The organism is Hallerella sp., assembly GCF_022776125.1.
Lineage (GTDB): Bacteria > Fibrobacterota > Fibrobacteria > Fibrobacterales > Fibrobacteraceae > Hallerella > Hallerella succinigenes.
This window is the reverse complement of sequence record NZ_JALFIA010000071.1, coordinates 1-14,668: the sequence shown is the minus strand read 5'-3', so window position 1 is coordinate 14,668 and position 14,668 is coordinate 1. Positions and strand designations below refer to the sequence as shown.

Annotated in this window: 12 protein-coding genes; 9 read left to right on the top strand and 3 right to left on the bottom strand. The window is 50.6% G+C overall.

The features are described from left to right. Positions 1–506: 506 nt before the first annotated feature. Positions 507–1,415 (bottom strand): M23 family metallopeptidase, encoded by a 909-nt coding sequence (locus tag MR847_RS08585; protein WP_287723527.1) that lies wholly within the window; start codon positions 1,413–1,415, stop codon positions 507–509. Positions 1,416–1,588: 173 nt separating this feature from the next. Between MR847_RS08585 and MR847_RS08580 the strand changes: the two genes are divergently transcribed. Genes MR847_RS08580 through MR847_RS08570 form a run of 3 tightly spaced genes read left to right on the top strand, consistent with a single transcriptional unit; the run spans position 1,589 to position 4,342 of the window. Further along, positions 1,589–2,998 carry a glycine--tRNA ligase gene (locus MR847_RS08580; RefSeq protein WP_287723526.1) on the top strand — a complete coding sequence of 470 codons (1,410 nt, stop codon included), beginning with the start codon at positions 1,589–1,591 and terminating at the stop codon, positions 2,996–2,998. A gap of 25 nt (positions 2,999–3,023) precedes the next feature. After that, entirely contained in the window at positions 3,024–3,191 is a 168-nt protein-coding gene (locus MR847_RS08575) for a hypothetical protein (protein ID WP_157798057.1), read from the top strand. Beyond that, positions 3,191–4,342 (top strand): pyridoxal phosphate-dependent aminotransferase, encoded by a 1,152-nt coding sequence (locus tag MR847_RS08570; protein ID WP_287723525.1) that lies wholly within the window; start codon positions 3,191–3,193, stop codon positions 4,340–4,342. Before MR847_RS08575 ends, MR847_RS08570 begins: the two co-directional genes overlap by 1 nt. Here MR847_RS08570 and MR847_RS08565 read toward each other — a convergent pair. Next, entirely contained in the window at positions 4,321–7,158 is a 2,838-nt protein-coding gene (locus MR847_RS08565; RefSeq protein ID WP_287723524.1) for an adenylate/guanylate cyclase domain-containing protein, read from the bottom strand. The two genes, MR847_RS08570 and MR847_RS08565, sit on opposite strands and share 22 nt — an antisense overlap. Before the next feature lie 101 nt (positions 7,159–7,259). Between MR847_RS08565 and MR847_RS08560 the strand changes: the two genes are divergently transcribed. Genes MR847_RS08560 through MR847_RS08535 form a run of 6 tightly spaced genes read left to right on the top strand, consistent with a single transcriptional unit; the run spans position 7,260 to position 13,755 of the window. Next, on the top strand, positions 7,260–10,172 hold the full coding sequence (locus MR847_RS08560; RefSeq protein ID WP_287723523.1) for an FtsK/SpoIIIE family DNA translocase: 2,913 nt from the start codon (positions 7,260–7,262) through the stop codon (positions 10,170–10,172). Further along, positions 10,160–11,134 carry a DNA-methyltransferase gene (locus MR847_RS08555; RefSeq protein ID WP_277001692.1) on the top strand — a complete coding sequence of 325 codons (975 nt, stop codon included), beginning with the start codon at positions 10,160–10,162 and terminating at the stop codon, positions 11,132–11,134. Before MR847_RS08560 ends, MR847_RS08555 begins: the two co-directional genes overlap by 13 nt. Positions 11,135–11,164: 30 nt before the next feature. Beyond that, positions 11,165–11,578, top strand: a complete 414-nt coding sequence (locus tag MR847_RS08550; RefSeq protein WP_100426448.1) for a hypothetical protein — start codon at positions 11,165–11,167, stop codon at positions 11,576–11,578. Continuing rightward, positions 11,575–12,111, top strand: coding sequence for a hypothetical protein (locus MR847_RS08545; RefSeq protein WP_277001689.1), 537 nt, complete (start codon positions 11,575–11,577; stop codon positions 12,109–12,111). Before MR847_RS08550 ends, MR847_RS08545 begins: the two co-directional genes overlap by 4 nt. Further along, positions 12,101–12,736, top strand: a complete 636-nt coding sequence (locus tag MR847_RS08540) for a nicotinate-nicotinamide nucleotide adenylyltransferase (RefSeq protein ID WP_287723522.1) — start codon at positions 12,101–12,103, stop codon at positions 12,734–12,736. The genes MR847_RS08545 and MR847_RS08540 overlap by 11 nt, the downstream gene beginning before the upstream one ends. After that, a complete protein-coding gene (locus MR847_RS08535; protein WP_100426451.1) occupies positions 12,733–13,755 on the top strand; it encodes a pseudouridine synthase in 1,023 nt (340 codons plus the stop codon). The genes MR847_RS08540 and MR847_RS08535 overlap by 4 nt, the downstream gene beginning before the upstream one ends. On the opposite strand, the gene MR847_RS08530 is transcribed toward MR847_RS08535, so the two are convergent. Continuing rightward, positions 13,670–14,458 carry a hypothetical protein gene (locus MR847_RS08530; protein WP_287723521.1) on the bottom strand — a complete coding sequence of 263 codons (789 nt, stop codon included), beginning with the start codon at positions 14,456–14,458 and terminating at the stop codon, positions 13,670–13,672. The genes MR847_RS08535 and MR847_RS08530 overlap by 86 nt on opposite strands. Between the last annotated feature and the right edge of the window lie 210 nt (positions 14,459–14,668).

Sequence of the window (14,668 nt, the reverse complement as noted above, 5' to 3'; positions counted from 1 at the left end):
TTGTTCTTTCGGCGCTAGAACTGCTTTCTTCGTAGCTTGTTTCTGCGTTTGTTGAGGAACTGCTGTCATTGCCGCAAGCGGCAATGAACGATAATACGAGAATGCTCGCAAAGCCTGAGATGAATTTTGCTTTCATATTGTCTCCGTTTTGAAAAATTCAACTGCGGAGTCCGTCTTGTTCAAGGATGCTGTCCAAACAAAAAAAGTGTGGAATCGCAGGTGCCCTAAACAGCTGAGGTAACGACCAAGTAAACCTTATCGTCTAATAGGCACAAACGACCCACACCACGAGGTGTGAGTAATCGGCCTTATTCCTAGACGATGAATTTGTGGCCGTTTTTCAGCTGTCCGAATAAGAGCGAACTCTAAACTATGTCAATGCAAATATAATAAAAAAATGTCGATTTCCAATTTTTGAGAACACTTAAGTGTTGACATCCGCATGACGACCCGGCGATCATTCCGTTGCTGAAAATGTCAAGGGCCGTCCGTTAGGCGGAAAGACTTTACGAGCAGCGGATAATGCGTCCGATGCGCAGAATGGAGTTTTTGCCAAGGCCGTTCAGTTTGCGAAGACGGCTAACGGTCGTATGGTACTTGCGGGCGATCTTTCCGAGCGTATCGCCTCGGCGCACCTTGTGGTAACGGTGTTTGCTCGCTTCTTTTTGCAGGGCGGCGTATTCGCCTTCAAAAACGACCGTCGGCAGTTTGATCTTTTCTTGCACGAACGTGTGATTTGCAAAATCGAAATAGTCGTTCGGGTTTAAAGGAGTATCCCCGACGCGCATTTCAAAATGCAGGTGTGGACCCGTGGAACGACCCGTGCTGCCGCCGAGACCGATGACTTCGCCCGCTTTGACTATTTGACCAACCTTGACATACTGCTTGGAAAGGTGTGCGTAGACGGTGCGTGTGACACCGCAGCCCGTATGATCCAGTACAATGTAACGGCCATAGCCGCGGCGTTCGTAACGGACCCGTGCAACGCGTCCCGGAAATGAGGCTCGAATGGTATCGCCGCGGCGAAGTCCAATGTCGATGCCCTTGTGGATGCGGTAATGTCTAAATCCGAAGGGAGAAGTGATACGGGTGCTTTCAAGCGGAAGGGCTGCCTGCGTCATATCGATTTCGACCGTGTCAATCTGCGTCGCTTCGGCGATGGAATCGATCATGTTGTCGATGGCGGAGGCTTCGTCCAAAAATTCGTCCGGTTCGCTGCCTTCCGGTCCCGCGTTGAATCCGGGAAGGAATGGCGCGAATGCGTTCGAGTCAGAATCTTCTACAGGGGATTCGTCTTCGTGAAGAATGAAGCTTACGGATGGGCTGTACGAGACGATTTCTTCACTCGGATAAGTTCCCGCAGCAAAGGCACTTGCGGCAAAAAAGGCTGTGATAACAGAAATCGTTTTTCTCATAGGTAGGTGCAAAATAAAAATTTTAATTGGAATGTAAAGTTTACTGGGAGTCCTCGTTTCGAAAAGCGTTACCATTAGACGCCGTTTTCTTGCTATATTTGGAAAAAGTCAGGGCCTATCATCCAGGTAGGTTCCTAGTCGCGCCTAAAAAAAGGCTCTAAAAGGATTATATCATGGCAAAGAAAGTCCAGGATGCTCTTAAGGACATCATTTCCCTCTGTAAACGCCGCGGATTCATTTTCCCGGGTTCCGAAATTTATGACGGTCTCGCCAATACTTGGGACTACGGTCCGTATGGCGTGGAACTCAAGCGTAACATCAAGAACCTTTGGTGGAAGAAGTTTGTTACCAGCCGTAAAGACGTGCTGGGTCTTGACAGTTCCATTCTTTTGAACCCCCGCGTATGGAAGGCTTCGGGCCACGTGGGCAACTTCTCTGACCCGCTCGTGGACTGCCTTGCTTGCCACGAACGTTTCCGCGCTGACCAACTTTTGGAAGACAAGCTCGGCGAAGGCTGCTGCGCCGGTAAGAATTTTGACGAAGTCCACCAGATGATGATGGACAACAAGATCGAATGCCCGACCTGCGGCAAGACCGACTGGACCAAGCCCCGCGCATTCAACCTGATGTTCCAGACCGAAATCGGCGTGATCGAAGGCGAAGGCAACAAGGTATACCTGCGTCCGGAAACCGCCCAGGGTATCTTTGTCGATTTCAAGAACATTGTCGACAACGTCCGCCCGAAGATCCCGTTCGGCGTGGGCCAGATTGGTAAGAGCTTCCGTAATGAAATCACTCCGGGTAACTTTATCTTCCGTACCCGTGAATTCGAACAGATGGAACTGGAATTCTTCTGCGAACCGGGTACCGAACTGGAATGGTACAACTTCTGGCGCAAGTACTGCTTCGACTGGCTCGTGAACGATCTCGGCGTGAACAAGGAAAAGCTCCGCCTCCGCGAACATGCGAAGGAAGAACTTTCTCACTATTCGAACGGTACCACCGACGTGGAATACGAATTCCCGTTCGGCTGGGGCGAACTTTGGGGCATTGCAAGCCGCACGAATTACGACTTGACGCAGCACCAGAACGAATCCAAGGTCAAGCAGGAATACATCGACCCGGTGCAGAACAAGCGCTACATCCCGTACGTTGTGGAACCGTCCCTCGGTGTGGAACGTCTTCTCCTCGTGCTCCTCTGCGACGCTTACGAAGTTGAAAAGCTCGAAAACGACGAACGTACCGTGCTCCACTTTGACCCGAAGATCGCTCCGGTGAAGGTGGCTGTTCTCCCGCTCGTCAAGAAGGGCAAGGTCAAGGAAAAGGCTGAAGAAATTTACCAGAAGCTTTTGAACCACTGGAATGTGGAATACGACGAAACCCAGTCCATCGGTAAGCGTTACCGCCGTCAGGACGAACTGGGAACTCCGTTCTGCGTGACGGTCGACTTCGACACCGTGGGCGAAGGCGAATTCGACCCGGCAAAGCTCGGCTACGTGACAGTCCGTGAACGCGACTCCATGAAGCAGGAACTGGTGAAGATTGACGAACTCGAAAGCTGGATCGCGGCTCACTTGATTTAATCAAGTGAACAAGAGGAGGGTTGCAATGGAAAAGATCCGCATGGCAAAACAGAAGGTTCAGGACTTTCGCGAAAAGATCCAGGATCTTTCCAAGCCGAAGAAACTGCTGCTCATTATCCTTGTGCTCGCGGTTCCTGCGGGGATCGCCATTGCAACTGCACTTCTCGTAATTTGGAAGGGTAAAAAGAAGTAATGCGTCTTTCCAAAAGACTTCCGGAGGATCTTTCAGATTCTCCTTTTTTTTCGCAACTTTCGAAGTTAAAACGCTCGGTGCAAGGCTATACGGACTTGACGGTTTCAAGCCCTCTCCGTACAGGGCAAGCCTTTGACCTGGATGCTGTTTTACCGCAGACCTTGAAAAAGTTTTCCACCTGGAATCCGGATGCCTGTGGCTGGGAAGAAGCCCGCAAGGCGGTTTCTAAATACTATGCCGACCGCGGCGGAAATTTTGATGCGGAAGATATCCAGCTGACCGCAAGCACGAGCGAAGCCTATTCGATTCTTTTCAAGACGCTTTGCAATCCGGGCGATTCGATTTTAACACCGCTTCCGGGTTATCCGCTTTTGGATTCTTTGGCGGCTCTCGAATTTTTGAAGACTGCACCGTATTTTACGGAACTCGACAGTGGAAATTGGAAGCTCGATTCCAATTCGCTTTATGCGTTCCCGCCGAACACCAAGATTTTACTCATCGTTTCCCCGAACAATCCTACGGGCCATGTCCTTTCGAAAAAGGAATGGGCAGAGACTGTGGAATTTGCGTCCCGTGAAGATTTGGCGATTGTCGTGGACGAAGTCTTTAGCGACTTTATTTATGACGGTTCGGAACGTCCGTGGAACTGGGACTCAAAAGATGTTCCTGTGTTCTTTCTCGGAGGATTTTCCAAGTCAGTCGGTTCGCCACAGCTGAAGCTTGGCTGGATCGCTTACCGCGCGGGACGATTGGGAAACGCTTTGAAGCCTGCGCTCGAATATGTGGCAGACGCCTACCTGAGCGTCGCTTCGTCTGCATTTTCGCTAGCCGCTCCGATGCTTGAAAAGTCTCTCGCTTACGAGATGGCGATCGAAGAGCGCATCCGGAAAAATTTGGAAATTCTCCGCAAGCGTTTTCCGTCGAGGGACGTGATGCCGAATGTGCAGGGCGGCTGGTATGCAGCCTTGCATTTCGAAGACGCGGATGACGAAGAACTCACGCTTAGACTTTTGGAAAAGGCGAAGGTCCTTGTGCAACCCGGATTCTTCTTTGACTTTGATGAAGACGGCTGGATCGTGGTGAGCCTGCTTTCGGAAAACGAAACATTTGCCGCTGCGGTAGAACGCCTTTATTTGGAAGTCGCGGAGTAGATTCCATCCCAGATTTCACCGGCGGCGACGGGCGGATTCTGCTTATATTCCTTGCAACGTTTGATGAAAACTTCCGACGGGGTTGGACGTGCGCCCGGATCTTTGATCTGCAGGTGCGGCTCGAGAAGCTTGGATTCTTCAAAGGAGTCTATCGCTTCATCCCATTTTTGGGCGTAGTAAAGCTGTTGAGCTTTTGCCCAAAGCGAAACGAGCAGATTCAGCTGTCCCGCATTCGGTTCCGATTTTAATCCTAGGACTTCATAAATCTGCACGGCTTCGCTCTTGCCCACAACTTTTAATCGGTCAATCGGACGGGTGATGAACTCGTTGCGGTAATCCGTTTTATCTTGCGGGTCGTTCGTTCCGGTGAGCGTTTCTTCTGAGACGAGAATGTAGGTGCCGTATTGCTTTCCGATGCTTTCAAGGCGTGAGGCGAGGTTCACGGCGTCGCCCATGATCGTGTAATTCTTGCGAGTTTCGGATCCCATGTTGCCGACGAGGATTTCGCCCGAGTTGATGCCGACACGCGTGTGCATGTGGTAAACGCTTTCGGGGAAGCTGACGTCTTTTGGCAAGTCCCGGTTCTTGTGATTCTTGTGTCGCTTCCAGTTTTCGCGCAGGTGTTCCTGCATCCGCTGCATGGATATAGCACTCATCAAAGCGTGACGGCGTTGGCGTTCAATCGGCGTCGGGGCTCCGAAGAAGGCGATGATCGCATCTCCTTCGTACTTGTCGAGGGTTCCCTGGTTCTGATCCTTGATGATGTCTGTCATCGCGGTCAGGTAATCGTTTAAAAGGTCCACGAGTTTTTTCGGGTCGCCGATCTGTTCCGAGAAAGTGGAGAAACTTTGAATGTCCGTGAAGAAGGCGCTCAGGTATTTTTTTTCACCGCCGAGCTCAGGCTCTTTTTCGTTCGTCAGCATTTCGTCAATCAAATCGTCGGAAATATACTGCTTGAAGGATTTGTCGAGGAAGTTCTTGTCTCGGGATTCAAAATAGAAGCGCACCAAGAATGAACCGAGGAATGCGAGAACGCCTTCGATGATGTACGTGGTACAGCCGATATAAAAGCCGTGCGAGAAAAAGTTGTACGCCGTAAATATATCGAAGAGGAACAAAACGATCAAGAAGAGTAGCGCCACATACTGCGAAGCGAAAAGTCCAATCGTAATCGCCACAATCGCCGTGATTAAGAAAAGAATCGGGTTCGGGAAGGCTTCGCGCATGTAGTCGTCATTTAAAATGTTGTCCACGATCGTCGCCTGCGTAATCACAGCGGGGAAGTGATCTTCATGCGGTGCTGCATAAAAGTCGAACATCGCAGGGGCGGCGCTTCCCAAAATAAAGATTTTACCCTGGAAGCTTTCCTTGGGTATTCGCCCTTCGGCGACATCGTAATAGGAAATGTGCTGGAAGGCTCTCTGATTCGGCGGAATGTTGTAGGCGCTTTTGAAGGTGATCAAAAAATCGCCGTGTTCATCGATCGGGATGCGCTTCCGTTTTCCAAAGCGCATTTCTTCACCGGTCTTTAGCGCATGGATCGCATTCGTGTCGGCGGCAAAAAGAGAGTCTAAAACGTCGGCGGAAAGAATGGAATAGTTCGAAAGCCAACGTTTCTTTTTGACGTTGTAGTGAAAGTCGAGAGTGGCTGAAAGCCATAGCGTTTTGCCTTTTGGAAGGTCCTTCAGTTCGCGGGCGAAAGTCTGAATGCTTTCCTTGTCAAAGTCGGTCAGTTCTTCGTCGTCCATATCGAAATCCCCCTCGTTTGTCATGATGGAGATATTCCCGTTCGTATCCTTGTATGCTTGGATTTGCGGCGTGATTTCTTGCAGGGAATCCGGGATGCTGTCTTTGTGGTTCGGGCGAGTGAGGAGAGACGCCTTGTTCTTGAAGACTTGGCGGATCATCGGGTAAGTGATCTGCGGATAGGTGGTGCGGAGAGTGCCAAGACTATCGCGGTAAATGCCGAAAGGCTTACCGAGGTCGATGTATTCTCCCATCTTGATTTGGACTGAATCCGGATGCGTTTTAAAAAGGTGCATGACCGTGACAAGCGATATCGTCGGGTAAATTTGACTGGAATCGCGGGGCCAGATTTCTGCATTCGGAAATCGGTAAAGCAGGCGCATTTTGCGGAGAACGCCATCTTCATCGGGCGTTGCGTTGACAACGCCAAAGTTCTTTGCCGCATGGGAAAGTTCCGGGAAGACGTTGTCGAGGAGATCTTTGGATTCCACGTTTTCAAGATTTGTCACCTGTTCCAAGTGGAAGGTCGGTTTGGCGGCGACATCTCTTGCGCGAATATTCGTACTCAGGGGCATCCATTGGGATTGATGCTTGTAATCGGTGCGGGAACTGAATGTGCCGCAGACGATGACGTTTGGATTATCGGCAATCGTTCGCACGAGAACGGAATCGTAGTCGTAGGCTTGGCGGATCTTGTCGAAGTCGTAGCGCCATTCCTTTTCGGGATAAAGAGCGTACAACATTTGCTGAGCACGGATCGCGTTGCGGTTTCCAAAGTCCGCATTCTTAAAAAGAATGTCAAAAGAAATCGATGCGGCTCCGCCCTCTTCGAGTTTTTGCACGACTTGAGCGTGCATGTCTCTTGTCCACTCGTTGTAGGGTCCGTATTTGCTCAAAGAATTTTCGTCGATATCAACGATCAGAATGTCTTCCGGGTGATCTTCATTGATTTCGGAAGCATGCTTCGAAAAGGCATCGTAAAAGATGTATTCGGTGCGGAGGAGCATGGAATGCGGAATCAATGCGACGAGGTGCGCAAGGAGAATCCCGGCGAATAGCCCTGCCACCATTCTTTTTATTTTTTTAGGATGCTTGAATCTCACATTCAAAACATAGAAAAGTAGTGCGATTGTCAAATGTGACAAATGGAAATGGCTATATTTTATGCACTATGACGGATAGCAAAAAGAAGATGGATAAAGGTTCCAAAAAGACAAAAAAGAAGGGAAAATCGACGGACCCGAAGACCGTGAAGCGCATTTTTGGTGTGGCGTTCTTCGCTTTCGGCCTTTTCTTGCTGGTCGCCTTGGTCTCGTTTATCGGCAGTGAAAAGAACTGGCTCGGACCGATTTTTGGTACGCTTTTCCCACAGGCTGTCGTCTATGTGTTTGGAAAGTTCTCGGCAACGGTTCTTTCTGTTTGCGCGATTTGCTGGGGCGTTTGGCTGTTGCTCGCCGGGGAATTTCCGAAACTTTTGCGCACCTGTATTGGATTTTCGGCGTTGTCCGTGCTTTGCCCTGCGATGCTTGCACTGACTTCAACCCTTTCTGGGACGCTGTCGTTAAAAACGGATGCGCTTTACGGGGCGGGTGGACGCTTTGGCTATTTTTTGGTGCAGAGTCTGATTTGGCCGATCTTTGGGAGGGAAAATTTTGCGTTCCCGTTTGCGATTTTGTGCGTAATCCTGCTTGCGATTTTTGTGATTTCTTTTGGACTTCGCCCGTCGCATTTTGCCTTTATCAAGATTCCGTTTGATTGTATCGCGGGCTGGTGGGCAAACCGCCCTTGCAGAGAATCCCTGCCGATTGAAAAGGAAGAAGCCCCGGTCAACAAGTCCCTGGCAAAGGCGAAAGAGAAAGCTCTCAAGGCAAAGATCCCCGCTCCGGAATGGGACAGCGATTATACGATTTACTCGGGCAAGGCAAAGCCTTTCCGCGGAATCCCTGGAGCATTTGACGGGACGATTCCCGTGCAGCAGAGCGATACCGTGATCCGCCAATTCTCTCCGTCGAACGAACCGACCGAGATGGACGCTCCAAAGCAAAAGGCGCCTGTTGAAAACGCCTCGCCTGCATACGATACTTTGGGCGGTTATGCGAATGCAGCTGAAAAGGAAATCGAAGAAAAGGAACGTTTCCTGCGTGAAAACGAATGGAACATGGGCGCTATGGAAATTCGCAATCTGCGCGATGAAGTCGCTCGACTGCGTCAGGTTCAGCAGATGAACGACTGGGAAAACAATCGCCACGGTCGTCCGTCGATCAAGGGTATCGTGGAACGTCAGGATGGTACGGATCCGGACAAGCCTTTGGAAGAACTGAAGACGAATGTCCAGAATGCGGTACCGGTGGATGTTTTGAATGAAGACGCTCCTTCGGTAGAAGAAACTTCGACTCTTTCGCCGACCGAGGCGCAACTTGCCGCTGCACCTGTTCAAAAATACGATGCCTATGAAATTCCGAAGGTGCCGGATATTCTCGATGTTCCTCCGGAACAAAAGCCCGATTATACGGCTGAGGAACTCGATGAAATCAGTCATCAGCTGGAAGAACAACTCGAAAACTTTAAAGTCAAGGGTAAAGTGCTCGGTATTTCGACAGGCCCGATGATTACGCGCTTTGAAGTGGAACCGGGTCCGGGTGTCAAAGTTTCTCGCTTTGCTTCGTTGCATGAAGATTTGGCGCTAGCACTCAAGGCGAAGTCCATTCGAATTCTTGCGCCGATTCCTGGAAAATCCCTCGTTGGCGTGGAAGTGCCGAACCGCAAATTGCAAACGGTTTACTGCCGAGATATCTTTGAAAGCCCGCTCTTTAAGCCGCAGCCGGATAAGCTCATTATCGCTCTTGGCAAGGATATTACGGGCAATCCGTACACGATGGACCTTTGCCGTGCGCCGCATATTTTGATCGCCGGTCAGACAGGTTCCGGTAAGTCCGTCTGTATCAATACGCTTATGGCGAGCCTTCTCTTTAGCAAGACTCCGGATGAACTCCGCATGATTCTTGTGGACCCGAAGGTGGTGGAACTCAAACTGTATGAAGCTATTCCGCACCTGCTTGCGCCTGTCGTGACGCAGCCGGATCAAGCGGTGAGCGCTTTGAAGTGGGCCTGCGTCGAAATGGACCGCCGCTATGAAGAACTCGCCAAGTGGAAGGTGCGCAACCTGGTCGGTTATAACGCAAAGCGCAAGGAACAGCTCGAACTGATCGAAAGAGCGGAAAAGGCCCGAGCCGAATACGAAGCGGAAAAGATTGTAGCAGAATCCGCCATCGAAAAGCAAAAGGCGGAACGCGAAGCGAAGATCGCCGCAGGCGAAGATCCGGGAAATGATCCGACAATCCAGATTCCGACTCCTCCGGCCGATATGCGGATTATGCCGTCTGAACGCATGGAAAATATGCCCTACATCATGATCGTGATCGATGAACTTGCAGACTTGATGATGGTCGCCGGCAAGGAAGTGGAAAAGTACATCGCCCGTATCGCTCAAAAGGCCCGTGCGGTAGGTATTCATCTGGTGATTGCGACGCAGCGTCCTTCTGTCAACGTGATTACGGGTCTTATTAAGGCGAACCTCCCGGCACGTATCAGCTTTAAGGTGGCTTCACAGGTGGACTCCCGTACGGTGATGGACCGCGCTGGTGCTGAAAAGCTTTTGGGCCGTGGCGACATGCTTTACCGTTCGGGCGAAGATCCGGAACCGTCCCGCGTGCACGGTGGATTCTTGACCGATGAAGAAGTGGAAAAACTCGCGGATGCCTGCTCCCAGCAGAACGTACATTACGAACGACTCGAAACCTTTGAAATCGACGATCCGTCCGAAATGGGCGAAGACGGCGACGGCGCTCCGGGTTTTGCGGGCAAAATCGATCCGCTCGCCTTGTCGGTGGCGCGTTACGGCATTGAACGCGGCTCGCTTTCGACGTCGGAAGTGCAGCGCCATTTCTCGGTGGGCTTTAGCCGTGCCGGTAAGATCGTCGATCAGCTCGAACGTTTGAATATCTGCGGTCCCAAGCGCGGTTCGAAATCGCGTGTGATGCTTGTGACCGATGAAGCTTCCTTAAGCGAAAGATGGCCGGAATAAAGCCTAAAGTCAGAGCGCCTCGCAACCGGACGATTGCCCTCTCGGAATCGGAACGTTCCCGCTATGCAAAAAAACTTTTGAAGGTTTCGTCGAAGCCGTCTGCATTTGCACTCCAGAATCTTCTCGGAAAAACGATTCTCGGCGATACTTTGACCGTGCTTTCTCGGATTCCTGCTGAAGTTGCAGACTTGATCATCGTCGATCCGCCGTATAATTTGGCGAAGAATTTTAACGGTTCCCGTTTTTCGGCAATGTCCGATGCGGAATATGAAGCCTATCTGGATTCCTGGATGGGGGAACTTGTTCGTGTGCTCAAGCCGGACGGTTCGCTGTACGTCTGCGGCGATTGGAGGTCTTCCTGTGCCATTCAACGCTCCCTGCAAAGCAAGCTCTGCGTCTTGAACCGCATTACGTGGGGCCGTGAAAAGGGACGTGGCGCTTCAGCAAACTGGAAAAATGGCATGGAGGACATCTGGTTTGCCGTCAAGGATCCGCAAAATTACTGCTTTAACCTGGACGCGGTTCGTTTGCGTCGCCGTGTCATCGCTCCGTACAAATTAAACGGTGAACCCAAGGATTGGAACGATTCCGAAACGGGCAAGTTCCGCGATACCGCTCCGTCGAATTTTTGGGACGATATCAGCATCCCGTTCTGGAGCATGCCCGAAAACACGGACCATCCGACGCAGAAACCGGAAAAGCTCATAGCAAAGCTCATTCTCGCCTCTTCCAGGCCGGAAAGTATTGTCTTTGACCCGTTCCTCGGCAGCGGCACCACGAGCGTTGTTGCCAAAAAGCTCGGACGTCAGTTTTTTGGCATCGAACAGAATCTTGAATACGCATGCCTTTGCGAAAAAAGGCTTGAAATCGCGGGCGATGACGCTTCGATTCAAGGCTATACCGACGGAGTCTTCTGGGAACGCAATTCCTTAGGCGCTCAAAAGTCCAAAAAGAATCCATAACGTCAAAGAAGCTTTCTATATTGAGCTCTGATGGTTACCGCTTGTTCCTACATTCTAATCGTTGCGTCTGTTATCGTTTTCGGGTACAGCCTTTCGCTGTTGCTCGATAACTTTGGAGCGATGCAAAAGAAGGTCGCGGATTATCGGGAAATGCTTTCGGAATTCGATGAACCGCTCGGCAATACGCGGTGGGTGAATTCCATTCAGAACGTCTCCCTTTTGCTCGGTTATGTTTCGGCGGCTTACTTTGCCGGTTTTGCGTATTGGGTACTTTCGTTGGTTACACTCAAGTTCACCCTGTCGTGCCTGCTTTCCGATCGATTCCACTGCTTGATTTTGAATAACCAGAAAACGGTTTCTAAAAGCATTTACCGGTGGCACAAGTTGGACGCTTTGTCGAATGTTTTGATCTGTTTCTTTATGCTCCTTGCGATGGTCCTATGAAACAGATTTTCTGCATCCTCGCCCTTTTGTTTGTGACTTCCGCATTTGCGCAGAAGTTGCCGTTTGTGGTCGGTGCTGTGGCAGAAACGGGCTATGGCATTTTGAGCGACGGTACGGATGGGGCGGGCCTAAACCGGATGACGCCTTTTATCGGGGCGTGGATCAACGGAATCGGTTATTGCCGTTTGGGTTATGGCTTGTACAATTATTCGCGGACGGATGCGGACGGGGAACATCTTTCGGTCAAGTCTCGCGCGTTTAATGTGACTCTTGGAGCTTCTCTCGGCGGGCCAGGAAGACCTTATTTGATAGGTTCGTTTTCAAGAGCGAAACAGCTTGCCAATATAGGGGATGTGACTTGGAATGAATGGGGCGTTGGTGGAGGTGCGACCTTCCAAATGTTACCGACGGCGGCGATTGTCACCGAACTCGAGTACCGTTGGATCCGTTCGCATTACGATCCGGTAAAGGAACTGCGTGTGGGCGGTACCCGGCTCCAATTCAATGTTGGTTTTGTTGTCTATGTCTACTAAAACGGTTGCGATTTTCGGTGGTGCCTTTGATCCGATTCATCAGGATCATGTTCGCCTCGCGAAGCTTTGTCTCGATATTCGACTTTGTGATGAACTCTGGTTTATTCCGAGCCCGGACCGCTGGGATAAGAAACTTTTTGCGTCGGCGGAAGACCGCTTGAACATGCTGGATCTGGTGATCGGGGACGATTCCCGGATTGCGGTTTCCGAAATGGAATTGCAGATGGAGGATTACCGCGGCTCTTACGTCACCATGAGCACGCTCCGAGAAAAATACCCGGACTTGAATTTTAGACTTCTCGTCGGTGCTGACAGCTACGTCGGCATTCCGCATTGGCGCGACCCGCTGCATTTTTACGGCACCGAATTCAACGGTCCGCGGCTCTTGAAAGAATTCGAACTGATCGTCTTCGAGCGCCGCGGAATCCCGATGCCCGATCCGCAGGAACACAAGGCGAAAGGCTATGCCGATATCTTTCTTGTCGGAAAGGAACAGGGCTTTGACGGCAAGTTTGCAAGCAGCGACATCCGCAAGGAACTTTTCTTCGGCTCGGGAAAGAACCCCGAAGGCCTCGATTCGAGAGTCTTTGAATACATTCGAAAGAACCATCTTTACCGCTTATGAGCAGCGTCCCGCAGACGATGTACTTTGAAAGCGTTGTTCGAAACGAACAGCGGGGCATGACTCTTGCCGATGAACTTTCCGTCCGCTTCACGTACCATTCTAAAGAGGAATGGCTGTCGAAGATCGAACAGGGCCTTGTGACCTTGAACGGAGTCGTGGCGACTCCCGAAATGATTGTGATGCCCAAAGACAAGGTCGTTTACCGTGTCGACAATTACACAGAACCGGAAGTGCCGACAGATTTTGAAACGCTTTACGAAGACGATGATTTTTTGATCGTTTCCAAGCCTGCGGGAATCCCGGTGCATCACACGGGGCACATTTTTTACAACACGTTCACCGGCGTGATCCGCCGCGCGTTCAAGAATGAAGAGCTTTCCCCAATGCATCGTCTAGACCGAGATACGGGCGGCATTATGATTTTTGCGAAGGACAAGGATACGGCGAAACGTTTTGAAAAATCCCTCGACTTGATTCTTCTTCGCAAGGTTTACCTGGCGGTTGTCCGCGGGGAATTCCCGGAAGGCGAAATCCTTTGTGAAGAACCTCTTCGTGAAGACCCGAACCATTTCATCCGTATTAAGATGTTTCCGTTTGCAAACGGCAAGCCTTGCAAGACCGTATTTCACAGGGTTGCCGTTTTCCATGAAAAGATCGGCGATATCGAAGCGCCGTTTTCGCTTGTCGAAGCGGAACTCTTTACCGGACGCAAGCATCAGATCCGGGCGCATCTTTCGCATTTAGGCTATCCCGTCGTCGGCGATAAACTCTATTCCTTTGACGGGGATTATTACAAGAAGCTCGTCAGCGGAAATGGACCTTTGACGGAAGAAGATTTTCAAAAGCTCGGGGCAAAAACGCAGATGCTCTTTGCGTACCGTGCACAGATCCGGATTCCGGGAAAGGAACCTCACTGGTTCATTTCACACAAATTTACTTCGGAGATGGAGGCTGTAATTCAACGCCTCCCGCAGCCCTTACCCGACGCTTCAACTCTTGATTCAGAGGCCAGTAGATAGCGGCAAAAAGAACGTATCCGCAAAGCAATACAATCCAATGGTTCCAGCCAAGACGCGTTTCGATGAAATGCATTTCGACGAACATGAACGGAGCCGCGATCAAAAAAAGCGGAAGCTGTCTGCACTGATCGCCTAAGGAATGACGGCTCTCGTAGCTTACGATGGAATTCATCATGGGGAAGCTTGTGCAGAATCCTCCCATCCAATTTTTAATCAGCATCAGTCCGCTCACGACAAAGGCGATTGCCGGCGCTTTGATGTAAACCGGGAGCGGCGTCTTGTAACGGACGCCCGGCTTGTACGTCTGCGTCTGGAAAAGTATGATGCCGAGAATACAGTCGAAAATGCATACACCGATAAAGAAGGCTTCGCTGTCGGGAACGCGCGGCATTAAAAAGGTGCTGAGGCAAACGAAAAAGGCGAGCCCTGCGATAATGCTTAAAACGATTGGAACCTTGGCCTTGTAATGCAGGATCCGCACGATGTGCACATACAAAAGGCACATGAAGCCCGAGATAGCATTGGACGCTCCCATCGGAAGTCCGACTGCGATATAGGCGAATCCGCAGGGAATGGGAATCGTCGCCGTTACCGCTTTCAGTTGCGGGTCCTTCAAATAGGCGCTGATCGTGCCGAGGGCCGAGACGACAATCACGAGCAGCCAATCATAAAAGGCGAAGTGGAAGTTCAAAGATTCGAGCATTTTGAGCTCAAATGTAGCAAATACAGGAAAAAAGGGCTCTTCATCAACATGTGTGGGTGGCTTCGCCACCCTTTTTTTGTTGACTTTCGCCTAAATCAAACAAAAAAAATGGGCTATTTTCTAAAATTTAATCGCCAAAAAAAACAGAAGAAAAAGCCCATGTCAAAATTATACAAATCCATCTTCAATGTCAACGGCTGTTCAGTCGTC

Bases quoted from the DNA above. Each gene is read 5' to 3' on its own strand.
- MR847_RS08530 (WP_287723521.1), bottom strand. From the start codon at position 14,458: ATGCTCGAATCTTTGAACTTCCACTTCGCCTTTTATGATTGGCTGCTC.
- MR847_RS08535 (WP_100426451.1), top strand. From the start codon at position 12,733: ATGAGCAGCGTCCCGCAGACGATGTACTTTGAAAGCGTTGTTCGAAAC.
- MR847_RS08585 (WP_287723527.1), bottom strand. From the start codon at position 1,415: ATGAGAAAAACGATTTCTGTTATCACAGCCTTTTTTGCCGCAAGTGCC.
- MR847_RS08540 (WP_287723522.1), top strand. From the start codon at position 12,101: ATGTCTACTAAAACGGTTGCGATTTTCGGTGGTGCCTTTGATCCGATT.
- MR847_RS08560 (WP_287723523.1), top strand. From the start codon at position 7,260: ATGACGGATAGCAAAAAGAAGATGGATAAAGGTTCCAAAAAGACAAAA.
- MR847_RS08545 (WP_277001689.1), top strand. From the start codon at position 11,575: ATGAAACAGATTTTCTGCATCCTCGCCCTTTTGTTTGTGACTTCCGCA.
- MR847_RS08550 (WP_100426448.1), top strand. From the start codon at position 11,165: ATGGTTACCGCTTGTTCCTACATTCTAATCGTTGCGTCTGTTATCGTT.
- MR847_RS08575 (WP_157798057.1), top strand. From the start codon at position 3,024: ATGGAAAAGATCCGCATGGCAAAACAGAAGGTTCAGGACTTTCGCGAA.
- MR847_RS08570 (WP_287723525.1), top strand. From the start codon at position 3,191: ATGCGTCTTTCCAAAAGACTTCCGGAGGATCTTTCAGATTCTCCTTTT.
- MR847_RS08565 (WP_287723524.1), bottom strand. From the start codon at position 7,158: ATGGTGGCAGGGCTATTCGCCGGGATTCTCCTTGCGCACCTCGTCGCA.
- MR847_RS08580 (WP_287723526.1), top strand. From the start codon at position 1,589: ATGGCAAAGAAAGTCCAGGATGCTCTTAAGGACATCATTTCCCTCTGT.
- MR847_RS08555 (WP_277001692.1), top strand. From the start codon at position 10,160: ATGGCCGGAATAAAGCCTAAAGTCAGAGCGCCTCGCAACCGGACGATT.